General features: G+C 63.5%; 26 protein-coding genes. 19 read left to right on the forward strand and 7 right to left on the reverse strand.

All coding sequences use genetic code 11. From position 1 onward, the window contains the following. The 3 genes from ACEN84_RS22020 to ACEN84_RS22030 are packed head-to-tail and all read left to right on the forward strand — an operon-like array spanning window position 1 to window position 866. Window positions 1–231 (forward strand): CopG family transcriptional regulator, encoded by a 231-nt coding sequence (locus ACEN84_RS22020; RefSeq protein ID WP_130277828.1) that lies wholly within the window; start codon window positions 1–3, stop codon window positions 229–231. Window positions 232–274: 43 nt separating this feature from the next. Beyond that, window positions 275–583 (forward strand): type II toxin-antitoxin system RelE/ParE family toxin, encoded by a 309-nt coding sequence (locus ACEN84_RS22025; protein WP_413709910.1) that lies wholly within the window; start codon window positions 275–277, stop codon window positions 581–583. Beyond that, a complete protein-coding gene (locus tag ACEN84_RS22030) occupies window positions 576–866 on the forward strand; it encodes an addiction module antidote protein (RefSeq protein WP_130277826.1) in 291 nt (96 codons plus the stop codon). Before ACEN84_RS22025 ends, ACEN84_RS22030 begins: the two co-directional genes overlap by 8 nt. Before the next feature lie 42 nt (window positions 867–908). On the opposite strand, the gene ACEN84_RS22035 is transcribed toward ACEN84_RS22030, so the two are convergent. Continuing rightward, complete coding sequence (locus ACEN84_RS22035) at window positions 909–2,765, reverse strand: ABC transporter ATP-binding protein (RefSeq protein ID WP_413709911.1); 1,857 nt, start codon at window positions 2,763–2,765, stop codon at window positions 909–911. 376 nt (window positions 2,766–3,141) lie between these two features. Here ACEN84_RS22035 and ACEN84_RS22040 point away from each other — a divergent pair, with 376 nt between their 5' ends. Next, complete coding sequence (locus tag ACEN84_RS22040; protein ID WP_413709912.1) at window positions 3,142–3,603, forward strand: tRNA (cytidine(34)-2'-O)-methyltransferase; 462 nt, start codon at window positions 3,142–3,144, stop codon at window positions 3,601–3,603. Between the two features lie 6 nt (window positions 3,604–3,609). Here the strand turns inward: ACEN84_RS22040 and ACEN84_RS22045 are convergent, their stop codons facing one another. Then, on the reverse strand, window positions 3,610–4,512 hold the full coding sequence (locus ACEN84_RS22045) for an alpha/beta fold hydrolase (protein WP_413709913.1): 903 nt from the start codon (window positions 4,510–4,512) through the stop codon (window positions 3,610–3,612). 73 nt (window positions 4,513–4,585) lie between these two features. Between ACEN84_RS22045 and ACEN84_RS22050 the strand changes: the two genes are divergently transcribed. From ACEN84_RS22050 to ACEN84_RS22065, 4 genes are all read left to right on the forward strand, one after another. Next, entirely contained in the window at window positions 4,586–5,224 is a 639-nt protein-coding gene (locus tag ACEN84_RS22050; protein WP_413709914.1) for a TetR/AcrR family transcriptional regulator C-terminal domain-containing protein, read from the forward strand. A 97-nt stretch (window positions 5,225–5,321) separates the two neighbouring features. Further along, a complete protein-coding gene (locus ACEN84_RS22055) occupies window positions 5,322–6,011 on the forward strand; it encodes a L,D-transpeptidase (RefSeq protein WP_112719347.1) in 690 nt (229 codons plus the stop codon). A gap of 13 nt (window positions 6,012–6,024) precedes the next feature. Next, complete coding sequence (locus ACEN84_RS22060; protein ID WP_413709915.1) at window positions 6,025–6,567, forward strand: OmpA family protein; 543 nt, start codon at window positions 6,025–6,027, stop codon at window positions 6,565–6,567. Between the two features lie 99 nt (window positions 6,568–6,666). Continuing rightward, window positions 6,667–8,598: an adenylate/guanylate cyclase domain-containing protein gene (locus ACEN84_RS22065; RefSeq protein WP_413709916.1), complete on the forward strand. Its 1,932-nt coding sequence runs from the start codon at window positions 6,667–6,669 to the stop codon at window positions 8,596–8,598. On the opposite strand, the gene ACEN84_RS22070 is transcribed toward ACEN84_RS22065, so the two are convergent. Continuing rightward, window positions 8,573–9,214, reverse strand: coding sequence for a dihydrofolate reductase family protein (locus ACEN84_RS22070; RefSeq protein ID WP_413709917.1), 642 nt, complete (start codon window positions 9,212–9,214; stop codon window positions 8,573–8,575). The genes ACEN84_RS22065 and ACEN84_RS22070 overlap by 26 nt on opposite strands. Window positions 9,215–9,359: 145 nt before the next feature. Here ACEN84_RS22070 and ACEN84_RS22075 point away from each other — a divergent pair, with 145 nt between their 5' ends. The 5 genes from ACEN84_RS22075 to ACEN84_RS22095 all read left to right on the forward strand — a co-directional run bounded on the left by ACEN84_RS22075 (window position 9,360) and on the right by ACEN84_RS22095 (window position 13,903). Further along, window positions 9,360–9,713: an ArsR/SmtB family transcription factor gene (locus ACEN84_RS22075; RefSeq protein ID WP_413709918.1), complete on the forward strand. Its 354-nt coding sequence runs from the start codon at window positions 9,360–9,362 to the stop codon at window positions 9,711–9,713. Next, complete coding sequence (locus ACEN84_RS22080) at window positions 9,688–10,176, forward strand: SRPBCC family protein (protein WP_203430094.1); 489 nt, start codon at window positions 9,688–9,690, stop codon at window positions 10,174–10,176. Before ACEN84_RS22075 ends, ACEN84_RS22080 begins: the two co-directional genes overlap by 26 nt. Before the next feature lie 96 nt (window positions 10,177–10,272). Beyond that, window positions 10,273–11,256 (forward strand): phosphotransferase enzyme family protein, encoded by a 984-nt coding sequence (locus tag ACEN84_RS22085; RefSeq protein ID WP_413711341.1) that lies wholly within the window; start codon window positions 10,273–10,275, stop codon window positions 11,254–11,256. 84 nt (window positions 11,257–11,340) lie between these two features. Next, on the forward strand, window positions 11,341–11,991 hold the full coding sequence (locus ACEN84_RS22090; RefSeq protein ID WP_413709919.1) for a glutathione S-transferase family protein: 651 nt from the start codon (window positions 11,341–11,343) through the stop codon (window positions 11,989–11,991). A 265-nt stretch (window positions 11,992–12,256) separates the two neighbouring features. After that, the gene (locus ACEN84_RS22095; protein WP_112719354.1) at window positions 12,257–13,903 is read left to right on the forward strand and encodes a Na/Pi cotransporter family protein; all 1,647 of its coding nucleotides are present in this window, start codon (window positions 12,257–12,259) and stop codon (window positions 13,901–13,903) included. Between the two features lie 6 nt (window positions 13,904–13,909). Here the strand turns inward: ACEN84_RS22095 and ACEN84_RS22100 are convergent, their stop codons facing one another. Then, window positions 13,910–14,173 carry a hypothetical protein gene (locus tag ACEN84_RS22100; protein WP_112719355.1) on the reverse strand — a complete coding sequence of 88 codons (264 nt, stop codon included), beginning with the start codon at window positions 14,171–14,173 and terminating at the stop codon, window positions 13,910–13,912. A gap of 165 nt (window positions 14,174–14,338) precedes the next feature. Here ACEN84_RS22100 and hemF point away from each other — a divergent pair, with 165 nt between their 5' ends. From hemF to ACEN84_RS22115, 3 genes are all read left to right on the forward strand, one after another. Continuing rightward, complete coding sequence (gene hemF, locus ACEN84_RS22105; protein ID WP_112719356.1) at window positions 14,339–15,253, forward strand: oxygen-dependent coproporphyrinogen oxidase; 915 nt, start codon at window positions 14,339–14,341, stop codon at window positions 15,251–15,253. A 112-nt stretch (window positions 15,254–15,365) separates the two neighbouring features. Further along, window positions 15,366–15,632 (forward strand): hypothetical protein, encoded by a 267-nt coding sequence (locus ACEN84_RS22110; protein WP_112719357.1) that lies wholly within the window; start codon window positions 15,366–15,368, stop codon window positions 15,630–15,632. Between the two features lie 118 nt (window positions 15,633–15,750). Continuing rightward, complete coding sequence (locus tag ACEN84_RS22115; protein ID WP_112386239.1) at window positions 15,751–15,936, forward strand: DUF1059 domain-containing protein; 186 nt, start codon at window positions 15,751–15,753, stop codon at window positions 15,934–15,936. Here the strand turns inward: ACEN84_RS22115 and ACEN84_RS22120 are convergent, their stop codons facing one another. The 3 genes from ACEN84_RS22120 to ACEN84_RS22130 are packed head-to-tail and all read right to left on the reverse strand — an operon-like array spanning window position 15,937 to window position 18,457. After that, entirely contained in the window at window positions 15,937–17,190 is a 1,254-nt protein-coding gene (locus ACEN84_RS22120) for a CCA tRNA nucleotidyltransferase (protein ID WP_413709920.1), read from the reverse strand. It lies immediately after the preceding gene. After that, window positions 17,187–17,837, reverse strand: coding sequence for a CoA pyrophosphatase (locus tag ACEN84_RS22125; protein ID WP_112719359.1), 651 nt, complete (start codon window positions 17,835–17,837; stop codon window positions 17,187–17,189). Before ACEN84_RS22125 ends, ACEN84_RS22120 begins: the two co-directional genes overlap by 4 nt. Next, window positions 17,834–18,457, reverse strand: a complete 624-nt coding sequence (locus ACEN84_RS22130; RefSeq protein ID WP_413709921.1) for a DUF1285 domain-containing protein — start codon at window positions 18,455–18,457, stop codon at window positions 17,834–17,836. The genes ACEN84_RS22125 and ACEN84_RS22130 overlap by 4 nt, the downstream gene beginning before the upstream one ends. A gap of 158 nt (window positions 18,458–18,615) precedes the next feature. Between ACEN84_RS22130 and ACEN84_RS22135 the strand changes: the two genes are divergently transcribed. The 3 genes from ACEN84_RS22135 to ACEN84_RS22145 are packed head-to-tail and all read left to right on the forward strand — an operon-like array spanning window position 18,616 to window position 23,377. Continuing rightward, entirely contained in the window at window positions 18,616–19,626 is a 1,011-nt protein-coding gene (locus ACEN84_RS22135) for an AAA family ATPase (protein ID WP_199627134.1), read from the forward strand. 20 nt (window positions 19,627–19,646) lie between these two features. Beyond that, entirely contained in the window at window positions 19,647–20,567 is a 921-nt protein-coding gene (locus ACEN84_RS22140) for a DUF58 domain-containing protein (RefSeq protein WP_413709922.1), read from the forward strand. Continuing rightward, the gene (locus ACEN84_RS22145) at window positions 20,564–23,377 is read left to right on the forward strand and encodes a DUF4159 domain-containing protein (RefSeq protein WP_413709923.1); all 2,814 of its coding nucleotides are present in this window, start codon (window positions 20,564–20,566) and stop codon (window positions 23,375–23,377) included. The genes ACEN84_RS22140 and ACEN84_RS22145 overlap by 4 nt, the downstream gene beginning before the upstream one ends.

Raw genomic sequence — 23,377 nt, forward strand, 5'->3', positions numbered from 1 at the left:
ATGGAAACGAAAATGCTGAAAGCGCATATTCCGCTTCCGCTTGCGGAAAGACTTCAGGACGTCGCAAATCATCTCGGCATCGAACCATCGGCCATCGTCGGCGAGGCGATCGCCGCATGGCTGGAACGCGAGGAAGAACGCCGCCTCCTCGACCTGCGCTCACTGGCCAGCGCCAACGCCATGTTCGTGGTCGAAACCCACCGCGTCACGGATTGGGCGGATAGTTTGTAGGCAGGCTTGATTGCTTGCGATTTGTGATTTATAAATCACACATATGTCTATCAAGCTCTCGCAGACCGATACCTATCGAAAGTGGGAGCGAAAGCTGAAAGACGAGCGCGCCCGCGCTGCGATTGCTGCACGGCTCACGAGATTAAGCTACGGCCTGATGGGCGACGTTCAGCCGGTTGGCGGCGGGATCAGCGAACTGCGAATCCACTATGGTCCTGGCTATCGCGTATATCTGACGTGGCGAGGCACCGAACTGGTCGTCCTGCTTTGCGGCGGCGACAAGGGTTCGCAGACGCGTGATATCGCACTCGCTAAGAAACTCGCCGAGGAGTTGGATCAAGGAAATGCCTGAGAAGCTACATGCCTACGACCCAGCAGATGCGCTGAAATCTGATGCTGCTATCGATGAGTTCATGAAAGACGCGTTTGAAAGCGGAGACGCTGGCTACATCGCCCACGCACTGGGCATCGTTGCCCGGGCGCGCGGAATGAGCGAGATCGCCAAGGAAACAGGCCTCGCCCGCGAAGCTCTGTACCGCTCCTTTGCGGAAGACGGCAACCCGACGCTGAAGACCGTTCTGGCGGTCATGCAATCTCTCGGCTTCGAGCTGACGGCCAAACGTCATAGCGCATAGTAAAAAGGCCCTCCCCGCTTTCGCCGGGAGGGCCTTTCCGAATCACTCCGCCGCTTCTTCCGGCTCCGCCTCGTGATCGGCGAGGAAGCCGCCGGACTGGCGGGTCCAGAGGTCGGCATAGATGCCGCCGTGGCCGACGAGTTCGCCATGCGAGCCTGACTCGATGATCTTGCCCTTGTCGAGCACGATCAGCCAGTCCATCTCCGTCAGCGTCGACAGGCGGTGGGCGATCGCGATCACCGTCTTGCCTTGCATCAGCGCGAAGAGGTTTTCCTGGATCGCCGCTTCCACTTCGGAATCGAGCGCCGAGGTTGCCTCGTCGAGCACCAGGATCGGCGCATCCTTGAGGAAGACACGGGCGATGGCGATACGCTGGCGCTGGCCGCCGGAGAGCTTGACGCCGCGTTCGCCGACCTGCGCATCCAGCCCCTTGCGGCCATGCATGTCGGAGAGCCCTTCGATGAACTCCCAGGCATTCGCCCGCTTCGCCGCCTCGATCACCTCCGCGTCCGTCGCTTCAGGACGTCCATAGGCGATGTTGTCGCGGATCGAGCGGTGCAGCAGCGAGGTATCCTGCGTCACGACGCCGATCAGCGCGCGCAGGCTTTCCTGCGAGACCGCCGAGATATCCTGTCCGTCGATGGTGATCCGCCCGGCTTCCAGATCATAGAAGCGTAAGAGCAGGTTCATCAGCGTCGTCTTGCCGGCGCCCGAGCGGCCGACCAGACCAACCTTCTCGCCGGCCTTGATGTCGAGCGACAGGTTTTCGATGATCCCCTTGCCCTTGCCGTAGTGGAAGCCGATCCGTTCGTAATGGATCGCGCCGCGCTTGGCCTGCATCGGCGGCGCGCCCGGCTTGTCGGTGATGTCGTGGCTCTTCGTCATCATCTCCATGCCGTCATAGACGGTGCCGATGTTTTCGAAGAGCGCCGAAACCTCCCACATGATCCATTGCGACATGCCGTTGACGCGCATTGCGAGACCAATGGCAATGGCGATCGCGCCGACCAAGATCTGGCCGTTCAGCCAGAACCAGATCGACAGGCCGGAGATCACGAACAGCGCCACGCAGTTGTTGATGTAGACGGACATGTGGAACAGCGTCACCCGCCGCATCTGGCGGTAGACCGTCTGCAGGAACTCGTCCATGCCTTCCTTGGCGTAGCTTTCCTCCCGCCCGGCATGCGAAAACAGCTTCACCGTCGCGATATTCGTATAGCTGTCGACCACGCGCCCGGTCATCATCGAGCGGGCATCGGCCTGCTGCGCGGCGATCTTGCGCAGCCGCGGCACGAAATAGGAAACGATGCCGACATAGATGCCGAGCCAGGCGAGGATCGGGATCATCAGCCGCCAGTCCGCCGCCGCGATCACCACGATCATCGAGATGAAATAGGTGACGACATAGACGAAGACGTCGAGGATCTTCATCACCGTTTCGCGCACCGCCAGCGACGTCTGCATCACCTTGGTCGCAACGCGTCCGGCGAACTCGTTGGCAAAGAAGGTCATGCTGTGACGAAGCAGGAAGCGGTGCATCTGCCAGCGGGCGATCATCGGGTAATTGCCGAGCAGCACCTGATGCATGATCAGCGAATCCAGACCCGCCGCCAGCGGCAGGCCGATCAGGATCAGGGCGCCCATCATCGCCAGCCGCGGCCACTCGGTTTCGAGGAAGGTCGCCTTGTCGGCATTTGTCAGCCAGTCGACGATATCGCCGAGAAACTGGAAAAGCGCCACTTCGCCGATAGCAATCAGCGCCGTCAGCACTGCCATGGCGGTCAGCCAGGGCGCTGCCGGCTTCGTATAGTGCCAGCAGAAGGCAAAGAGCCCCCGCGGAGGCGCAACGGGCTCCTCGACGGGAAAGGGTTTCAACCGCTGTTCGAACCAGCCAAACATGAAAATGCTCCGGAACTTATCGTCCCGCCTCCCGGCTCGCGCAAATCCGCGCATGAGCTCATATGGGAGCGGGACGCTTTGGGAACGAGGCCATAACAGCCGCGCAATGGATCAAAATGGGGGATTTTGAGAAAACGATGCGCCTTAAGCGCGCCGTGTCACCAGTGGTCGTTCGACGACTGGAAGGCGCATAAGCAGCACAATATTCATGTCGGCCCTCCCTGCTGGCGATTGAAGATGTGCACCGATAACGCGAAAATCGCGTAATTTCCAGCCGAAAATCGGCGGAAATTGAACATTTCGGGGTCAAAATGCGCCTTGTTGCACCCGAAACACACATGTTCTAGGACCGGTCGACATTGTTCTGGAGACTGCGATGACCGACCTCAGACTGGCGCTGTACCAGCCGGACATTCCCGGCAACACGGGAACGATCCTGCGATTGGCCGCCTGCCTCGGTTTCGGCGTCGACCTGATCGAGCCCGCCGGCTTCGACATTTCCGATCGCAATCTGAAGCGCTCGGGCATGGATTATCTCGCGATGGCGGCGCTCACCCGCCACGTCAATTTCGATCGTTTCGAGGAATGGCGCGCAACCACAGGGCGCCGCCTCATCCTGGCATCGACCAAGGCCTCCAGCCCCTATACCAGCTTCGCCTTCCGCCCGGATGACATCCTGCTCTTCGGCCGCGAAAGCGCCGGCGTGCCCGACCACGTCCACGACAAGGCAGACAGCCGCATCCTGATCCCGATGGTCGAAGGCCAACGCTCGATCAACGTCGCGGTGTCCGCCGCGATGATGACCGGCGAAGCGATGCGCCAGACGGTCTGGGGCTGACGGTTCCTACGAGGCCTGTCGCACGAAGGCCGCGATGCGCGAGGCGACCGGTTCGATGAAGGCCGGATCGAGCGCATGCCCCATATCCGCAACGATGGAGAGCTCAGCTCGCGGCAGCATGTCCGCTGCCCATTCGGCATGGGCAGACGGGAAGATCGGGTCCATGCTGCCGTGAATAACAAGGCAGGGCAGATCGAGGCGAGCTAGATCCGCAGCCGTCAAAGCCGCCGTCGCGATCTGCGCCTTGCTGTGATTGCTGTGGTTCGCCATCTTCGCCAGCCCGGCATGGCGGCGCGCGACGACCGCCCGCCCCATCGCCAGCCAGAAGCCCTCGTCGAACGGCGACTTCGGCCCAGCCGCCAAGCGAAAGTTCTCGACAAAGCGCCGGGCTGCATCCTCATCCGATTGCGCCGGGACGCTGTTCAGCGCAATCACCGCCCGGACGTAATCAGGCGCCGGTCGCGGCAGCTGTCCCGGTTTTTCTGGCTTACCGGTGAAGGCATCGTTCTTGGGTCCGAGATCGGGAGACGACATCAGTGTCGTGATGCTGGCAACACGCGCTGGATATTTGAGCCCCGCCATCAATGCGGTCACCCCACCCTGCGACAGACCGGCAACATGGCAGCGTTCGATGCCGAGACAATCGAGCAGCCCGAAGGCATCGCTGACGAGATCGTCGAGCGTATAGGGCCGCTCCTCGAAATCGACATAGGTCGAAAGCCCGGTATCGCGCTGATCGTAGCGGATGACCCGAAGCTCCGCATCCGCAAGGACCTCGCAGAAGCGATCCGGCCAAACGATCCCCGGCGCACTATTTCCCATCATCAGCAGGATAACAGGATCGCCATCGCGGCCGAACTGGTCGAAGGCCAGCTTGATACCACCAACATTCACAACACCGCTTTCCATGCTCGCTCACTCAAATTTATCATCGATAAGTTCACTTATCGATGATAAATTCCGCCGTCAAGTTGGAGCCGCCATGAAGATCACACAGACAGATATCGTCCGCGAAGCCCTCGTCCTCCTGAACGAGGTGGGTCTCGACAAGCTCTCGACCCGGATGGTCGCCGCCCGGCTGGGCGTGCAGCAACCGGCGATCTACTGGCATTTCAAGGGCAAGCGCGAACTGATGGACGCGATGAACGCAGCAATAATGCACTCGTCCCACCAGGCCCGCCTTCCCGATGACGGCGACGATGCCAGATCCTTCCTCGTCAAAAGCCATCAGAGCTTCCGGCGCGCGCTTCTGAGCGTCCGCGACGGCGCTCGCATCCATGCCGGCTCACGGTCCGAAGCATCGGACAACGACGCGGCCGAACGGCAGCTCGCCTTCCTGGTGGCTCGGGGCCTCACCGCCAATCTCGCGCTCCGCATCCTGATCACGCTGTCGCGTTTCACCGTCGGCTTCGTCATGGAAGAGCAATCGGAAGCCGAGCACCCGCCGCAGCTGTCGCCCGACGAAAGCGGTACGCACCCGCTGCTGACGGCCGCCTTCGCGGACTACGCCAGCCTGTCGCAGGATCAGCTTTTCCTCGATGGCCTCAATGCCATTCTCGACGGCTTCCTGGCGCAGAGCGGCAATATCGGCATCGGCGGCGCGAGTAATGCGACGGCCTGAAACTGAGATTTCAGCAGCTCCATCCAAGATTCCATCTTGAGACATAGAGAAAATCTGATTTACTGCGCCCAACTGCTTGGCTTGGGGGAAATGGCCGATGGAGTTTAAGCGCAGGGATATTATCCGCGGGGGCGTTGCGTTACTTGGTGCCGGTGCATTTCAGCATCCGGCATTTGCCGCGCCAGCCTCCTACTTTGCCGGACCCGCCGTCGATAATGGCGTGACCTACCAAAGCACGAATTTCGCCAAGATCGACAAGCGCTGGCGCCGCCAGGTCGTCAAATATTTCAGCACCGAGCCGATCGGCACCGTTGTCGTCGATACGCGCCACCACTTTCTCTATGTGATCATGGAGAACAAGACGGCGATCCGCTATGGCGTCGGCGTCGGCCGCGAGGGCTTCCAGTGGTTCGGCCGCGCCACTGTTGACGCCAAGTCGCTCTGGCCGCGATGGACGCCACCGCCGGAAATGCGCAAGCGCCATCCGGAACTGCCGGAATTCGTCGCCGGCGGCTCGCCGAAGAACCCGCTCGGGCCGCGCGCCATGTACCTGCACCGCGACGGCGTCGATACCGGCTACCGGTTCCACGGCACGCTCGAGCCCTGGAGCATCGGCAAGGACGCCTCCAGCGGCTGCATCCGCATGTTCAATGAGGACGCGATCGACCTCTACCAGCGCTGCCCGATCGGCACCGCCGTACAGGTCCTGCCGCATATCGCCGATCAGGCTGAAACGGCGGCGCAGGTTGCCCAGCCTGCAACGGCTGCCCAGCCGCCGGTTCAATGAGGAAAGCGCCCCGATGATCGCAACGAACGGATCTCTCAGCCGCCTTGCCTGCATGGCGGCCATCCTGCTCTCGCTCTCTGCCTGCACCACCAGCAATCTCACCGCCTCCGTGGAAGAGCCGCCCGCCACGCCGATGACCGGCGAGACCAACGACCCCGCGCCCGGCTTCGAGAATGTCAGCGCCGGAAGCGAGGAAGACTTCATCCTCAATGTCGGCCGCCGCACCTATTTCACGCAGGACTCCGCCGCCCTCGATTCCGTCGCCAAGGCGACGCTCGACAATCAGGCGGCATGGCTGGCGCGCAATCCAACCTGGCTGATCAAGCTGCAGGGTTTCGCCGACGATTCCGGCTCGCCAGCGGCGATGCAGTCGCTGTCGCAGAAGCGCGCCGATGCGGCCATGGCCTACCTCGTGTCGAAGGGTGTGGACCCGAAGCGCATGTGGGCCAAGGGCTATGGCAATGACCGCGAAGTGCGCGATTGCACCGACCGCTCCTGCAAGGTGCAGAACCGCCGCGTCGTCACCAACCTCAGAACCACGCCCGACGCCGTCTAGCCGTAGGCCCGCGTGAAAGCGATGCCGGCCAGAAGCCCCTCCGCCGGCATCGAAACGATATGAAAAGCTGAGACATGTCCGCATTGCGAGGGACATCGCGTGCATTGGTCCAAACCCCTGCGACTGCATCTCGGCGTCCTCGTCGTGGGATCGCTGCTCTGCACCTCCACGCCGATCATCTGGCTGGCATTCAGCCACGGCAAGCAAGCCGCCGTCAGCGCCGGGGCGCAGCAGATGCGCGAGATGAGCCTGCGGCTGATCGAGGGCTACCGCAACACGCTGCAGGGCGGCACCGAGACCGTAGCGCTGGCCTCCACGCTACCGCAGCTCGCCTCCCCGCCGCTGCAGGATCTGCAGGCCAAGCAGGATTTCTTTCTGGAAGTGCTGCGCAACATCCCGAACGCCACCAGCATCTATACCGGCTATCCTGACGGCTCCTATCTGCAGGTGATCAGCACCACGCGGCGCGACGTCCGCCAGACGCTGGCCGCCCCTGACGGCGCCGCCTTCGCAATCCGCACGATCGCCGGGCGGCAGACCGGCAGCGTCACCTCGACGCTCCGCTTTCTCGACAATCAGTCCGCCTCGCTGGGTGAACGGCCCATCGACTATGCCTCCTTCGATCCGCGCGAGCGGCCCTGGTACCGTTCCGCAATAGAGGGCCGCGCGGCAATCTCGGTCGGCCCCTATGTCGCGGGAACGCTGGGTGTCCCGACGCTGACGGTCGCGGCCCCGATGCGCGACGATCCCACCGTCGTGGTCGGCATCAACATCCACCTCCAGACGGTCAGCCGCCTGCTTCATGCGGAAGGCATATCGCCGAATGCGCGCGCCTATATCGTCAATGGCAGTGACGCGCTCATCGCCCATTCCGATCCGGGCGTCATGGAGAAGCTGCTGCGGGCTTGGACGAAAGGCCCGGGCACAGGCGATGCGACCGCCGGCAGTCTCGACACCAGCCTGCAGACCGTCGCACGGCTTCGCCACGATCCGGCCTTTGCCAATGGCGGCCTGGCGCGGCTGCAGATCGAGGGCGCCCCTCACCTGATCCAGATCGCTCCTGTCGAAGTCTCCGGCCTGTTCAAGGGCGATGTCGCCGCGATCATCGTTCCGCTCGACGATCTCGTCTCGCAGGCCGACCGGCTGCTCGTCCATAACCTTTTGATCGCCGCCGCCTTCCTGATCGCCGGTGTCGTGGCGTCGATCGCGCTATCGCGCATGGTCAGCCGCTCGCTGAACCGGCTGGCGGATGAAGCGCGCCTGATCGGCGATCTCGACATGCGCGAAAAGCCCGTCTCGCATTCCTGGATCACCGAGATCAACACGCTGGCAATGGCACTGGCCGCAAGCCGCCACGCCATCCGCCAGTTCGCGCTCTACGTTCCCCGCGAGGTCGTCCGGCGCATCGTCAATTCCGACGGGCGAGCGCTCGCCGAAGCCAAGCGGCAGGAGGTGACGGCGCTCTTCACCGATATCCAGGACTTCACGACCATCGCCGAGCGGCACTCCCCCGAAGATGTCGTCGATACGCTCTCGGCCTATTTCGAGCTGCTGAACGCGATCGCCGAACGCCACGGCGGCACCGTCGTGCAATATCTCGGCGATTCCATCTTCGTCATGTGGAATGCGCCCGTGCCGGACGAAGATCATGCCGAACATGGCTGCCGTTGCGCGCTTGCCATGAAGCAGGCGATCGGCGTCCTGAACGAAAAGAACCGGAGGAGCGGCCGCCCGGAACTCTTCACCCGTTTCGGCCTCCACACCGGCCCCGCCGTCGTCGGCAGCTTCGGCGCCATCTCGCGGCAGCAATACACGGCGATGGGCGACACGATTAACGTCGCCTCCCGCCTCGAGGGCCTGAACAAGCAGTTCGGCACCTCGATCCTGGTCAGCGCCGCAACCCGCGACGCCGTCATCGACAGCTTCGAATTCCGCCCGCTCGGCCTCGTCGAGGTGAAGGGGCGCGCCGAGAAGGTCGATATCTGGGAGCTCGCCGGCGTCGCGGCTAGCGATGGAAGGTCAGGTGGATGACGCCGCTCGGCGCCGTTTCCGACGTGACCGTATAGCCAGCCTCCAGGCCGCGCAGATCCTCCCACAGGCATATGCCGCGCCCGAGCAGGATCGGCGTGATCGCCACATGCAGGCGGTCGACCAGCCCAGCCTTGAGAAACTCGCGAACGACGGTCGGGCCGCCGCCGACCCGCACATCCCGGCCGTTGGCCACCGCTGTGGCCTGCTTCAGCGCATCCTGCGGCGTCATGCTGATGAAATGGAAGGTGGTGCCACCGGCCATTTCCAGCGACGGGCGGGCCTTGTGGGTGAGCACGAAAACCGGAACCTGGAACGGCGGCTGGTCACCCCACCAGCCCTGCCAGTCGGGATCGTCAGGGTGATTGTGAAGGCCGAACATGCCGGCACCCATGATCTCGGCGCCGACATTCTCGAAATATTCCCGGGCATAGTCGTCATCGATATCAGTCGTCCCCGCCCCGCTCGTATCCTTGAAGACCCGCTCGCGAAACGTCCGCGTCGCCATATAGGCGCCGACGAGACGCGGCCAGTCTTCACCGAACGGAACTTCGGGCGTCTGGTCCGTCGTCGTTGCGAAACCATCGAGCGAGATCATGAGGTCGACACGTACTGCCACTGGAACCCTCCTTGCGAAGTTGCACCTAGCCGCCCCAATCATTGAAGCACGAATACTAAGGCAAGTGCCTTTATATAGATCCGAAACACTAAGGCAAGTACCTTATGGTCGTTGACTGCGGGGTGAACTCGTTTTACTGATTCACATGCCTTACCATTCGACCCCACTCGACCTCGCCTTTCACGCCCTCAGCGACCCGACGCGGCGCGCCGTCGTCTCGCGGCTGATCGAGGGCGAAGTCCCGGTCACCGTGCTTGCCGAGCCTTTCGACATGACGCTCCCCTCCTTCGCCCAGCATCTGAAGGTGCTGGAGGATTGCGGCCTGATCGCCAGCGAGAAGCGCGGCCGCAGCCGCTGGTGCCGCCTGGTGCAGGCCCGTTTCGACGAGGCCGCCGACTGGATGATATCGGAACGCAAGCGCTGGACCGGCCGGCTCGACCGGCTGGAAGCCTATATCGACAGCCAAGAGGATGATGAAGGACATGGCAAATCCGTTTGACACCTGGTCGCTCGACCGGGAAATCGTGCTGGTCAAGGTGCTGAACCATCCGCGCCACAAGGTCTTCGCAGCCTGGATGGACCCAGCTGCGCTGGCGCAATGGTATGGCCCCAAGGATCTCGCGATCGAGAACCATGAAGCCGACATCCGCGAGGGCGGCATCTGGCGCTTCGACATGGTCGGCTTGTTCGAAGGCAAGCAGCAGCGCTTTGCCAATTTGATCCGCTTCCTCGAGATCGTGCCGGACGAGCGCATCGTGATGGAGCACGGAGCGGAGGATTCGGATGATCCCAATCGTTTCCGCGTCACCGTCACCTTCGACGAGCAGTCCGACGGCAAGACGGTACTGACCATGCGCCAGCTCCACCCCACCCCCGAACGCCGCCGCTTCGTCATCGGCTTCGGCGCGGTCGAATACGGCCTGCAGACGCTGGATGGCCTCGCGGCCTGGCTGGACCGGTGAACGCACGAACATGCAACTGCTGATCGGTACTTGACTTTCGCCCGGCTCGCGCAATCCTCCACATCGAAGTGAGGGCGCAGCCGGGGAGCATCGGTCATACTCAATTTTCCGCCGCTATATTCGACGGCGCGCTGTGACGCGATCGCCAGGCTTGTCGAGAACAACTATCCGATCGAAGCGCCCGTCTCCTGCCAGATGCTGGAGCGCGGGCTGAACGATGTCTACCGCATCACCGGCCAGAACGCGGAGCGTTACATATTCCGCCTGTCGCAGCACCGGGCACGCGGCCCCGCCGATGTCAGAAGCGAGACCGCATTCCTGACACACCTTGCCCGATCAGGCGTTCCCGTCGCCGCCCCGATCGAGACGCGGGACGGCCGCTTCTTCGTCGAAACCGATGCGCCCGAGGGTCCGCGCCCCGGCGTTCTCTTCCAGGCGCTGGATGGGCGCGAACCGGATGCGGCTGACCTCGACGACGCACGCGCCCACGGCAAGACGCTGGCAATGCTGCACAATGCGGCCGAAAGCTTCTCTGCCGAAGAGGCGCGCTACCGGCTGGAACTAGACTACCTGCTGTGGCAGCCGCTGGCCCGGATAGGCCAGAGCGGCCTCGTCGAAGACCCCGATGTCTTCAAGGAGTTCGAGCGCCTGGCGGAGGAGACCAGCAACGCAATCAAGGCCTTCGGCGAGCTGACATGGACCTATTGCCATGGAGACTGCCACGGCTTCAACGCCCGCATCGATGCCGCCGGCGAAGCCGTTTTCTTCGATTTCGACGACAGCGGCCCCGGCTACCTTGCCTACGACCTCTCCGTCTTCCTGTGGGCAAACGTCTCCTTCGGCCGAAGTTCGACGCGCAGATGGTCGGCCTTCATCGAGGCCTATCGCGCCATCCGGCCGATCAAGGCTGACGATTTCGAGGCCGCCCTGCACTTCGTCATCGTCCGCCATTTCTGGCTGATGGGAGAATACGCATCCCGCGCCGATGAATGGGGACGCAACACCGTCCGCTGGGTCGCGCGGGAAGCGGAGTTCCTCAAGGCGTGGCAGGCTTCGCAGCTCAGCGGCCGCCTGCTCTAGCGCCGCTCGACGCCGAATGTCATTCGATGTCGGAACCTGGATTGCTCGCACGTCTTCAAGACAGACAATCCACAGGAGGCAGCCATGACGATCACCATCACCGCCTTTGAATGCTCCCCCGACCGCGGCCGGGGCCTGGCGCGGGACATGCGGGTGCGATGGGCGCTCGAAGAGACCGGGCAGCCCTATGACGTCCGCCTCGTCACCTTCGAGACGATGAAGCAGCCCGCCCACCTGGCGCTCCAGCCCTTCGGCCAGATCCCGACCTATGAGGACGGCGCGTTGGCAATCTTCGAATCCGGCGCCATCGTGCTCCATATCGCCGAACAGTTTCCGGGCCTGCTGCCCACCGACCAGATTGGCCGCGCCCGCGCCATCGCCTGGCTCTTTGCCGCCGTCAGTACCGTCGAGCCTGTCATCGTCGAGCGCGAAGCGACCGGCTATGCGGAGCGCAACGAGAGCTGGTACGAGCAACGCCTGCCCCTTCTCACCGATCGCATCCGCAACCGGCTGACGGAGCTCGCGAACAGTCTCGGCACCGGCGATTGGCTGGGCGGCGATTTCAGCGTCGGCGACCTGCAGATGGTCTCGGTTCTGCTGCGGCTGAAAAGCTCCGGCCTGCTCGAAGAATTTCCAAGCCTCGCGGCCTATGTCGCCCGTGGAGAAGCCCGCCCAGCCTATCAGCGCGCCTTCGAGGCTCAGCGCGCCGTTTTTCTCGCCTCGCAGGCGCGTTGATCTTCACGTTTCGGCCGCAAATCATCTGCAGCCGATGAGCGTAACAGACTACCAATACCATTGATTTCCAGCGGCTCCGCCGTAGATGACGGAGCATCCCCGCAATATGTCGCAAACGGCGTTGTGTTGCGGTCAAATCGGCCTATTATTATTAGCCGGGCAAACAAAAATCCGTCACTGCGCAGCAATTTCAACGAATTGGCAATGACGTGATTCGAAGATTGCACAGCATTGCAAACACCAGTGAAGAAGAAGACTGCTGATAATGGAATCCACGATCGTCATGATAAATCTGTTCGGTGCCGTAGCCTTGCTGCTGTTCGGCCTCGCGCAGGTGAAGGACGGCGTGTCGCGGGCCTTCGGCGCCAAGCTCAGAACCGGGCTGGCAACCGGTACCCGCAGCGGTCTCCGCTCCTTCCTCTCCGGCTTCGTCGCCACCATCGCGCTGCAGAGCTCGACGGCAACGGCGCTGATGGTCGCCTCCTTCGTCGAGCGTGAGCTGGTCAAGCCGCGCATGGCGCAGATCGTGCTCCTCGGCGCCAATGTCGGCACCGCCGTCACCGCCTGGATCGTCGCGACTGGCATCGAGTGGCTGTCGCCGCTCGTCATCCTTGCCGGCATCGTGCTCTATCGCAGCGGCTCGACTTCCCGCCAGGGCGGCGGCACGGCGCTGATCGGCATCGGCCTGATGCTGTTGTCGCTGCATCTTCTCAGCAGCGCCACCGAGCCGATGCGCCAATCGCCGGCGCTCGCCGCCTTCATCGGCCTGCTCGACAATGCCTGGCCGGTGGCGCTGGCCTTCTCCGCCGGCATCGCCTTCATTTCCTCCTCCAGCCTTGCCGCCGTCGTGCTGATCCTGTCGCTCGCCTCGACCGGCATCCTCTCGGCAGGCCTGATCATCGTGCTGGTGCTCGGCGCCAATCTCGGCGGCGCCATTCCGCCGGTCGTCGCCTCGCTCTCCGGCCCGCCTTCGGCAAAGCGCGTCACGCTCGGCAATCTGATCGTGCGCGCCATCGGCTGCGCTGTCGCGCTGCCGCTCGCAGGCTACGGCGCCGATATTCTGGAAATGCTGCCGCTCTCGCCCGCCAAGCTCCCGGTCGACGCCCATCTCGGCTTCAACCTGATCCTCGCCGCACTCGCCTGGCCCTTCTCGCGCCTGCTGTCGAAGCTGATGCTGCGGCTGGTCCCGGAAGAAGCGCAGCCCGACAATGCGCCGAAATATCTCGATCAGGGCGAGCTCTCGACGCCGGTCGTGGCGCTCGCCAGCGCCACCCGCGAAACGCTCGGCGTCGGCGATCTCATCGAGCGTATGCTGATGCGCGCCTCCGACGCCTTCGAGAAAGACGATCTCGCCAAGCTCAAGGAAATCCCCTCGCTGGAAAAGCGCGTCGACAGCCTGCAGCAGGAAGTGAAGATCTATCTCTCCAAGCTCGGCCGCGAGGGCCTGAGCGAGGAAAACGGCCGCCGCTCGATCGTCATCATCGACTACGCGATCAACCTCGAGCATATCGGCGACATCATCGAAAAGGGCCTGCTGCCGCAGGTCACCAAGAAGGCTTCGCTCGGACTGAAATTCTCCGAGGACGGCTATGAGGAGCTGAAGAAGCTCTTCCACCTGACGATCGACAACCTGCGCATCGCCCAGACCATCTTCGTCACCCGCGACTTCAAGCTCGCCAAGCAGATGATGGAAGTGAAGGTCGAGGTGCGCCGCATGGAGAAGCAATCCTCCGAGCGCCATCTGGAACGCCTGCGCGACGGCCGCGCCGACAGCCTGCAGACCAGCTCGCTGCATCTCGACATGCTGCGCGACCTGAAGCGCATCAACGCCCATATCGTCTCGGTCGCCCACCCGATCATGGACGAGCACGGCCTCCTCATCGAAAGCCGTCTCAAGGATGCTGCTGAGTAAAGACGATCAATCCGCCGATGGCAGCCGCCGCATGGTGAACTCGATCTGGTCATTGTCGAGCTGGCGCCAGCTTTCGACCTCGGTCCAGTAAGCCGCCTTCGGATATTCGGCAAACCACTCGCGGGCCTTCGCCCGCGCGTCGAGGAGCGCCAGTCTGTATGTTTCGCGCACGAACCGGTCGCCGCCCGTCCGGGGCGTCCCCTCGGCGCGGTGCCGCTCTATCCTGCGCTTCAAGCCGTCGAATGACGGAGGTCCCGGAATTTTATTCATGAAACCTACCTCTGCCGGAAAAACGTAGTATCGAACCCGCTAATTTGCGAGTCGAATCTTGACTGCGGCCTTCCGCCCGCTGGCGACTGGCGCTCCTAGCTGATAGGAGGCGTCGCAATCAGGAATGACGGGTTGCGGCTTTGGCTGCGGCCTATGGGGGTAAGTATGGAAAGACCAGTATTGCCGGCAGGCCTTCCCGCCGACATCGAAGACAAGAAGCTCGCGGCGCAGACCTGGTTCCGGCAGCTGCGCGATACGATCTGTTCCACCTTCGAGACGCTGGAAGATGAACTCGCCGGACCAATGTCCGATCGCGAACCGGGCCGCTTCGTCGGCAAGGACTGGTCGCGCGACAATGGCGCGGGCGGCGGCGGGCGCATGTCGATGATGCATGGCCGCGTCTTTGAGAAGGTCGGCGTCCACACCTCCACCGTCTATGGCGAATTCGCACCCGATTTCCGCGCCCAGATCCCCGGCGCCAATGAGGACCCGCGCTTCTGGGCCTCCGGCATCTCGCTGATCGCCCATCCCGTCAATCCGAACGTCCCCGCCGTGCACATGAACACCCGCATGGTCGTCACCTCCACCCGCTGGTTCGGCGGCGGTGCGGACCTGACGCCGGTTCTCGACCGGCGCCGCACGCAGGAGGACGCGGATACGCAGCTCTTCCACAAGGCGCTCGAGCTCGCCTGTCGCCAGCATCAGGGCATCGCCGATTACGATGCCTACAAGAAATGGTGCGACGAATACTTCTTCCTGAAGCACCGCAACGAGCCCCGCGGCACCGGCGGCATCTTCTATGACTGGCTGCATTCCAGCCCCGAAGCCGGCGGCTGGGATGCCGATTTCGCCTTCACGCAGGATGTCGGCAGGGCCTTTGCCGCAGTTTATCCACAGATTGTTCGCGCCAATTTCAACAAACAGTGGACGGAACAGGATCGTGAGGAACAATTGATTCGTCGCGGTCGATATGTGGAGTTTAATCTCCTCTATGATCGCGGTACCATCTTCGGGCTGAAGACGGGTGGCAACATCGAGTCGATTCTGTCGTCCATGCCGCCGACAGTAAAATGGCCGTAACCGGAACACTGTACGATAACGTACGGGTAAAAACCCGGTGACTGGCCTTCAAGAAGTGTGAACGCGTTCTAAATCAATTTGTATGTGCATAACAATCGGAGGAGGATTGTCGATGACGATACAAAGCGGTTCATCCGCGGATGCAGAGCAATCATCCCGCATAATCGAAGCCCCGGAATTCCTGAACCGTCTTGCCGAAGACATGCGCGCAAAGAGCGGTTCAGACCTGCCTCTCTCCTGCTATATCGAGCAGGTGAAGCTGCAGCTTGCAGGCGGTAAATCGCCGGAAGAGCTGCAGGGCCAGACCCGTGAAAGCGCCAATTCCAACACGCCCTACCAGTCTTCGGACTGCTACCGTTTCTGGGCGATGCCGGAATAAAGCGAAATCCATGCCGGCCGGTCCTGTCAGATCGGCCGGAACCTTCTCCCCTCTTTGCACATTCAAGCTACGCGTGAGTTTGCGCGATCCTGTCATGTTCCGGATCAAGGAGGATAAAATGCGACTTTTCGAATGTGGTACGCTCGTTCCAGGCTGTGACTGGCACACCCGCGCCAATGACGACGCCGAAGTCGTCCGCCGCGCGGTCGAGCATATGAAAACCGCTCACGGCGAAACCACCATCCGCGAAAACATGGTCGACAATATCAAGGCCCGCATCCGCAACGAAGCGAACGCGGCCTGATCATTTGACGATGCCATCCAGCCGGGCGAGCAGCGCCGCCCGGTCGGCAGCGAAATTCTCATCCACCCACTGGCTCTCCAGCGTCTGCAATATCTCGCCGACGCGCGGCCCCGCCGTGACGCCGGCCGCCATCACGTCGCCGCCGCTCAGCGGAAACTTCGGCTTGGTCCAGGCCTCCGCCTGTTCCAGGAGCTTAGAGAGCCGTGCCGAACGGCTCATCTCCTTCATGTCACCTTCCGCCTTGCCGCGCGCAATCGCCAGCGCCAGCTTCAGCCGCGCGATCACGCCTTCGGGGGCGCTGCGATAAAGCACGCGGTCGAAGGCCGCAGCCGTCAGCTCGTCATTGACCGGAACGGTCAGCGCCCAGGTCTTCAGCCAGGCGGCTTCCGCATTGGCAAGCTTGAGACGCCCCGCCATCTCCGAGAGCCGCGGCACGTCGGGCGGCACGATCGAGGCAAGCCTCAGCAGCGGATCGGGCTTCCAGCCCAGCGCCTGCTCGGTGGCAACAAGCGCCGGGATCGCGTCGATGCCCCATTTCTCCGTCTCCGGCAGGATCTCATTCAGCACCGAGACCGTCCGCATCCAGAGCAGTGCCCGGCCCGGGTCATCGGCAGCCAGCAGCTTGCGCATTTCCGACCAGACGCGCTCGGCAGACAGCGTCGAGAGCTTGGAGCGCGCCGCCGAAGAGGCCTTCAGCCCCTCGGCATCGGGACGCCCGGTGCCGTAATAGGCAAAGAAGCGGAAGAAGCGCAGGATGCGCAGGTAGTCCTCGGTGATCCGCGTGGCGGCAGTACCGATGAAGCGAATGTTGCGCTTCTCGATATCGGCCAGACCGTCGACGAGATCGATCACCTCGCCCGCCGCATTGGCATAGAGCGCATTGATCGTCAGGTCGCGGCGCTCGGCATCGGCCTGCCAGTCGGTGCTGAAAGCAACCTTGGCATGGCGCCCGTCGGTCTCGACATCGGTTCTGAGCGTCGTCACCTCGAAGGGCTTGCCCTCGAGCACCAGTGTCACCGTGCCATGCGCGATCCCGGTCGGCACCGCCTTGATGCCGGCCGCCTTCGCCCGCTCGATCACGGCATCAGGCGTCAGCGTCGTCGCCATGTCGATATCGCTGACCGGAATGCCCATCAGGCTGTTGCGCACCGCGCCGCCGACGACGCGGCCCTCGCCGCCATCGGCATTCAGCAGCGAAAAGACGCGGGAAAGGCGCGGGTCCTGAAACCAGGCTTCGTGAGCCACACTGGTCATGCATACATTCTTTCGTAAATCGTGCGGATGATGCCGGCGGTAATGCCCCAGATCATCCATTGCTCATAGGGCATGCGGTAAAACTGGCGCTGCACCCCGTTCCAGGGGCGACTGTCGAGCGTGTGATTGCCGGGATCCATCAGGAACGACAACGGCACCTCGAAAACGCTCTCCACCTCATCCGGGCTCGGCGTCAGCGTGAAACCGGGGCGGACGACGGCAAGGATCGGCGTGATCCGGAAACCGGTCGCCGCCAGATAATCCGGCAGGCGGCTGATGGGCTCGATGAACATGTCGGCAAGGCCGATCTCCTCGCCCGCCTCGCGGATCGCCGCCATCTCCAGGGAGTCGTCGGTCGGATCCCTCGAGCCGCCGGGAAAGGCGATCTGGCCGGAATGCTTGCGCAGCGTCTCCGTGCGCTTCGTCAGGATCACCCGGGCATCGTCTCCGTCATCGATAACGGGCACGAGAACCGCCGCGTCGCGCAGCTTGATGTTCTCGACATAGGGCAGCAGATCCTGATTGATCAGGTGATCGCCGTGATCGCGCCAGGCGAGATCGATCGGCCCGCCCTTCTGGTTGAGGGCGCGGCGGCGGAATTCATCGGCCGAATAGAGCGGATAGCGGGAGGCAATGGGATCGGTCATCGGGAAAGCGCATCCAGTTCGTCTGCCGGCATGACCGGGAATATGCGGCCGCCGGAGCAGAGGCAGAACATCTGGCGCCCCTCGACCTCGATCACCTCGCCAAGCTCGACCAGCTCATACATCACAGGACGCGCCACCAGCGCCTCCAGCCGTCCGCGCACATGCAGATAGGGCTTCAGTTCGCTGTTGTCGCCATGGATCACGAAGCGCAGCGCATGCTCCTCGCCCGCCTCGACGACATCGCCGGTATTGGTGCGGAAGGTCAGCAGCGGATTTCCGTCGCGCTCCGTCACGCTCATCTCGACCGCCAGGAACGGCGCATCGACGACCCGGATGCCGACTTTTTCCACAGGAGTCACGAGGTAGGTCTTGCCGTCCTCGTCCTTGCGCAAAACCGTCGAGAACAGCCGCACCAGCGGCGCGCGGCCGATCGGCGTGCCCATGTAGAACCATGTGCCGTCGGCGCGGATTTCCATGTCGATATCGCCGCAGAAAGGCGGATTCCACTTGTCCACGGGCGGAAGACCGCGGCTCTTGCCACCGGTTTCGCCAGCCGCGCGCGAAATCAGTGCGGCCAGCCCCGCGGCATCTTCGCTCGCCCTGATCTCTTCGCCTGCCATTCTTCTGTCCCGGTTTGCTCTTAACGAGAAGGAAGTCACGAGATAGTCATTCGAAACGAACTTGTCAGCCCGCAACATCTTCATAACTCTATCGGGTATGAGGCAGAGGTGTAAGTCCGCCGATTCGCGACGAATGATTTAGCCGTTGGAGATGCCTGATGGGTATGATGAAGACCGAAGACAGCCTCGATGAAAAGGCGATCATCGCCGCCGCCGAAAAGGCGCTTGCCGATATCGCCCTTGTCCGTGAAGAAGTCTCGAAGGTGATCTTTGGTCAGGAGAGCGTGGTCGAGAACACGCTTCTAGCCGTGCTTTCGGGCGGCCACGCGCTGCTTGTCGGCGTTCCCGGCCTCGCCAAGACCAAGCTCGTCACCACGCTCGGCGAAGTTCTGGGCCTCGGCGCCAACCGCATCCAGTTCACGCCCGACCTGATGCCGTCGGATATTCTCGGTTCCGAAGTGATGGACCAGGACGAGAGCGGCCGCCGCTCCTTCCGCTTCGTCAAGGGACCGGTCTTCGCCCAGCTGCTGATGGCCGACGAAATCAACCGCGCCTCGCCGCGCACGCAGTCGGCGCTGCTGCAGTCGATGCAGGAATATCACATCACCGTCGCCGGCCAGCGCTACGACCTGCCGACGCCGTTCCACGTTCTCGCAACGCAGAACCCCCTGGAGCAGGAAGGCACCTATCCCCTTCCCGAAGCCCAGCTCGACCGCTTCCTGATGCAGGTCGACGTCAATTATCCGGAACTCGCCGCCGAGCGGCAGATCCTGCTCGAGACGACGGGCCTTTCCGAAACCAGGCCGCAGGCGGTGCTGAATGCCGAGCGGCTAATGCAGATCCAGAGCCTCATTCGCCAGATGCCGGTCAGCGACAAGGTCGTTGATGCCATCCTCGGCCTCGTGCGCTCGGCCCGTCCCGGCCAGGGCCATGCCTCGACCGACAAGCACGTCGCCTGGGGCCCCGGCCCGCGCGCCGGCCAGGCAATGATGCTCTGCGCCCGCGCCCGCGCGCTCTACGAAGGCCGCCTCGCGCCGTCGCTCGACGACGTCTATGCTCTGGCAGAACCGGTGCTGGAACACCGCATGGCACTGACATTCGCCGCCCGTGCCGAAGGCATGTCGGTGCGTGATGTCATTGCCGGTCTGGTCAAGCAGGCCCGTGGATAAGAGACAGGGATAAGCAACGCGTGGCCTCTATCGGACAGATCGTCAATCCGACACCCGGCAGCGATGCGCTTGCACGAGCAAGGCAGCGCGCCTCGCTGGTGCCGGATTGCCTGGTCGAGGCCAAGCGGATCGCTAACACCGTGATCGCCGGCTGGCACGGCCGCCGCAAGCGCGGCATCGGCGAGAATTTCTGGCAGTTCCGTCCCTATACCGAAGGCGAGAGCCTGGCGCGCATCGACTGGCGCCGCTCGGCCCGCGACGACCACACCTATATCCGCGAACGCGAATGGGAAGCCGCCCACACGATCTGGCTCTGGGCCGACATGTCGCCGTCGATGATGTACAAGTCGACGCTCGGCAACGTCTCCAAGGAAAGCCGGGCGCTCGTCATCATGCTGGCGCTCGCCGAAATCCTCGCACGTTCCGGCGAACGCATCGGCTGCCCCGGCGTCATGGAACCCGTTTCGGCCCGCAATGCCGCCGAGCGCCTGGCAACGGCACTGATGCATTCGCAGCTGACCGGCGGCCTGCCTGAGGTGGCGATGATCCGCGGCTGGAGCGACCTGGTGCTGATCGGCGATTTCCTCGATGAGGCCGATGCAGTGATGGCGCGCCTGACGCCGCTTGCCCGCCGTGGACTGCGCGGCCATGTCGTCGAAGTGGCCGATCCCGCCGAAGAGGTCTTCCCCTATAGCGGCCGAACCGAATTCAGCGATCCCGAGACCGGCTCGAAGCTCGTATCCGGCCGCGCCGAGAATATCCGCGAGGCCTATACCCGCGCCTATCTCGCCCGCCGCGACAATCTCGGCCAGTCGCTGCGCCATCTCGGCTGGACATTCGTGACTCACAGGACCGACCATCTGGCCTCCGAAGCCCTCGTCGCGGTTCACATGTATCTCTCCGGCATGCCGGCCAAGGCGACGCATGGAGGGCAGCTGTGAACGCCCTTCCCTTCGCTTTTGCCTATCCCGCAATTCTCGGCGCCCTCGTCGCCCTTCCGGTCATCTGGTGGCTGCTGCGGCTGACCCCGCCGCGCCCGAAGACCGAGGTCTTCCCGCCGCTGAAGATTCTCGCCAGCGTCCTGAAGCGGGAGGAGACCCCGGCGCAGAGCCCTTGGTGGCTGACGCTGCTGCGCATGCTGCTTGCCGCCGCCGTCATCCTGGCGATCGCAGACCCGGTCTTCAATCCGCGCACCAATTCGCTGGTCGCTGGTGGCCCGCTCGTCCTCTTCGTCGACAATGGATGGGCGACCGCACCCGACTGGGAACGCCGCGTCCAGACCGCCGAAGCGCTGATCGACGATGCCGATGCCGCCGGCAGCCCCGTCGCCATCGCCTTCACCGCCGACCCGACCAATGACGCGGTACCGGGAAGCGCCGCCGCCGCCCGCGACAAGCTGCAGGCCGCCGAGCCGAAGCCGCTGGTTCCGGATCGCCAGCGCGCCTTCGAGGCACTGCGCGCCGCGCTGAACGGCACCAAGCCCGGCACGCTCGCCTTCCTCGCCGATGGCGCTGCCGCCAGGGACAACGAGACGACCGTCCGCGATCTCGCCAACCTGCAGCCCGCCGAACTGCGCCTGATCGAAGGCGATGCCGAACAGACGATCGCCATCACCGGCGCAAGCAACGCCGCTGACGCGATGACCGTCACCGCGACACGTCTCGACACGTCAAGTGCGGCGCAACTGCCGCTGACGGCACAGGATGCGCAGGGCCGCGCCATCGCCGCCGGCTCCGTCTCCTTCCAGCCGGGACAGTCGACCTCGATCGGCTCGATCGCCGCACCCTTCGAAATGCGCAACGATTTCGCCCGCGTCAGCATCGATGCTCATGCGACCGCAGGCTCCGTCCATCTGCTCGACGATGGCTTCAAGCGCCGCCGCGTCGTGCTGCTCTCGGGCGAGGCCCGCGACGAGTTCCAGCCGCTCCTCTCGCCGCTCTATTACATCCAGCGCGCCCTGCAGCCCTATGCCGATCTGATCGAGCCGAACTCGCCCGATCTCGCCACCTCGATCCCCGATCTCCTGTCGCAGAACCCTTCGGTGATCATCATGGCCGATATCGGCCGCCTGCCGCAGGAGACATACGAGCCGCTGCAGCGCTGGATCGCCAATGGCGGCACGCTGATCCGCTTCGCCGGTCCGCGCCTTGCCGCTGCGCCGGCCGACGATCCGCTTGTTCCTGTGATCCTGCGCCAGGGCGAACGCGCCCTCGGCGGTGCCCTCTCCTGGGCCGAACCGCAGCCGCTCGCCGATTTCCCGAATTTCGGCCCCTTCGCCGGCATGGCGAAGCCGACCGATGTGACGATCAAGCGCCAGGTTCTCGCCGAGCCGACGCCCGACCTTGCCGAACGCACCTGGGCAAGCCTTGCAGACGGCACGCCGCTCGTCACCACCAAGCCGATCAATGCCGGCCGCATCGTGCTCTTCCATGTCAGCGCCGAAGCGACCTGGTCGAACCTGCCGATCTCCGGCAATTTCGTCGAGATGCTGCGCCGTATCGTCCAGCTCTCGCGCTCCGGCGGCGTCACGTCCGAAGCAGGTGCGGCATCGGCCGCCGAAGCCCTGCCGCCCTTCCGGCTGCTGACGGCCAAGGGCGTGATGACGACCGAAACCGGCACCGCCCGCCCGCTGATCCCCAATGCCAAGGCAGCTCCGGTCTCGAATTTCGACAATCCACCCGGACTCTATGGTTCAGAAGATGGCTTTACCGCGTTGAATGTATTGCCTGATAATGCCGAACTGAAGCCGCTCAATACCGCCGGCGTCACCGTGGTGCGCGCCGGTCTGATCGGCGGCGAGACATGGTCTGCCAAGCCCGCGCTCTTCCTGATCGCCTTCCTGCTGTTGCTTGCCGACAGCCTGATCGTCATGTTCATGAGCGGCGCCTTCTCGCGCCTTCGCCCGGCAGCGCGCAGCGCAGCGCTGATCGCGATCGCCATCGCCGCCGGCCTGTTCCTCGCCCCCCATGACCTGCGCGCCGATGATTCCAAGCCCGGCGACGATCAGATCCTGCAGCGGCTCGACAACACCCACCTCGCCTATGTCGTCACCGGCGAACAGGATGTCGACAATATCTCCGAGCGCGGCCTCGAGGGCCTCACCGAGTTTCTGACCTACCGCACGACGCTGGAACCGGCCCCGCCCGTCGGCCTCGACATCGCCAAGGACGAGCTCGCCTTCTACCCGATCATCTACTGGCCGATCTCGGCATCGGCGCCGATGCCGTCGACCGCAGCGATCAACCGCATCGACGCCTATATGCGCGCCGGCGGCACCGTGCTTTTCGACACCCGCGACCAGTTCTCGGCACTCGATAATTCCGGTGGCGCCCAGAGCGCCAATGGCGAACGTCTGCAACAGATCCTCGCCAATCTCGACATTCCGCCGCTGGAACCCGTCCCCTCGGATCACGTCCTGACGAAGTCCTTCTATCTATTGTCGAGCTTCCCTGGCCGTTATGCCGGCAGCCCGCTCTGGATCGAGGCTCGCCAGGACAATCGCGCCAGCGACCCGAAATCCGCAGCCTCCGCCGATGGCGTCTCGCCGATCCTGATCACCGGCAACGACTTCGCCGGCGCCTGGGCGGTGGATGAGAACGGTACGCCGATGCTGCCGACCGTGCCGCCGGATGAGGCGCAGCGCGAATATGCCTACCGCGCCGGGGTCAACATCATGATGTATATGCTGACCGGCAACTACAAGACCGACCAGGTCCACGTCCCCGCCCTCCTCGAACGTCTGGGGCAGTGA

This window comes from Rhizobium sp. Rhizsp82 (assembly GCF_047325115.1).
Taxonomy (GTDB): Bacteria; Pseudomonadota; Alphaproteobacteria; order Rhizobiales; family Rhizobiaceae; genus Rhizobium.

Coding starts and splice junctions, on each gene's coding strand:
- ACEN84_RS22020 (WP_130277828.1), top strand. CDS start 1: ATGGAAACGAAAATGCTGAAAGCGCATATTCCGCTTCCGCTTGCGGAA.
- ACEN84_RS22025 (WP_413709910.1), top strand. CDS start 275: ATGTCTATCAAGCTCTCGCAGACCGATACCTATCGAAAGTGGGAGCGA.
- ACEN84_RS22030 (WP_130277826.1), top strand. CDS start 576: ATGCCTGAGAAGCTACATGCCTACGACCCAGCAGATGCGCTGAAATCT.
- ACEN84_RS22035 (WP_413709911.1), bottom strand. CDS start 2,765: ATGTTTGGCTGGTTCGAACAGCGGTTGAAACCCTTTCCCGTCGAGGAG.
- ACEN84_RS22040 (WP_413709912.1), top strand. CDS start 3,142: ATGACCGACCTCAGACTGGCGCTGTACCAGCCGGACATTCCCGGCAAC.
- ACEN84_RS22045 (WP_413709913.1), bottom strand. CDS start 4,512: ATGGAAAGCGGTGTTGTGAATGTTGGTGGTATCAAGCTGGCCTTCGAC.
- ACEN84_RS22050 (WP_413709914.1), top strand. CDS start 4,586: ATGAAGATCACACAGACAGATATCGTCCGCGAAGCCCTCGTCCTCCTG.
- ACEN84_RS22055 (WP_112719347.1), top strand. CDS start 5,322: ATGGAGTTTAAGCGCAGGGATATTATCCGCGGGGGCGTTGCGTTACTT.
- ACEN84_RS22060 (WP_413709915.1), top strand. CDS start 6,025: ATGATCGCAACGAACGGATCTCTCAGCCGCCTTGCCTGCATGGCGGCC.
- ACEN84_RS22075 (WP_413709918.1), top strand. CDS start 9,360: ATGCCTTACCATTCGACCCCACTCGACCTCGCCTTTCACGCCCTCAGC.
- ACEN84_RS22080 (WP_203430094.1), top strand. CDS start 9,688: ATGAAGGACATGGCAAATCCGTTTGACACCTGGTCGCTCGACCGGGAA.
- ACEN84_RS22090 (WP_413709919.1), top strand. CDS start 11,341: ATGACGATCACCATCACCGCCTTTGAATGCTCCCCCGACCGCGGCCGG.
- ACEN84_RS22095 (WP_112719354.1), top strand. CDS start 12,257: ATGGAATCCACGATCGTCATGATAAATCTGTTCGGTGCCGTAGCCTTG.
- ACEN84_RS22100 (WP_112719355.1), bottom strand. CDS start 14,173: ATGAATAAAATTCCGGGACCTCCGTCATTCGACGGCTTGAAGCGCAGG.
- hemF (WP_112719356.1), top strand. CDS start 14,339: ATGGAAAGACCAGTATTGCCGGCAGGCCTTCCCGCCGACATCGAAGAC.
- ACEN84_RS22110 (WP_112719357.1), top strand. CDS start 15,366: ATGACGATACAAAGCGGTTCATCCGCGGATGCAGAGCAATCATCCCGC.
- ACEN84_RS22115 (WP_112386239.1), top strand. CDS start 15,751: ATGCGACTTTTCGAATGTGGTACGCTCGTTCCAGGCTGTGACTGGCAC.
- ACEN84_RS22120 (WP_413709920.1), bottom strand. CDS start 17,190: ATGACCAGTGTGGCTCACGAAGCCTGGTTTCAGGACCCGCGCCTTTCC.
- ACEN84_RS22125 (WP_112719359.1), bottom strand. CDS start 17,837: ATGACCGATCCCATTGCCTCCCGCTATCCGCTCTATTCGGCCGATGAA.
- ACEN84_RS22130 (WP_413709921.1), bottom strand. CDS start 18,457: ATGGCAGGCGAAGAGATCAGGGCGAGCGAAGATGCCGCGGGGCTGGCC.
- ACEN84_RS22135 (WP_199627134.1), top strand. CDS start 18,616: ATGGGTATGATGAAGACCGAAGACAGCCTCGATGAAAAGGCGATCATC.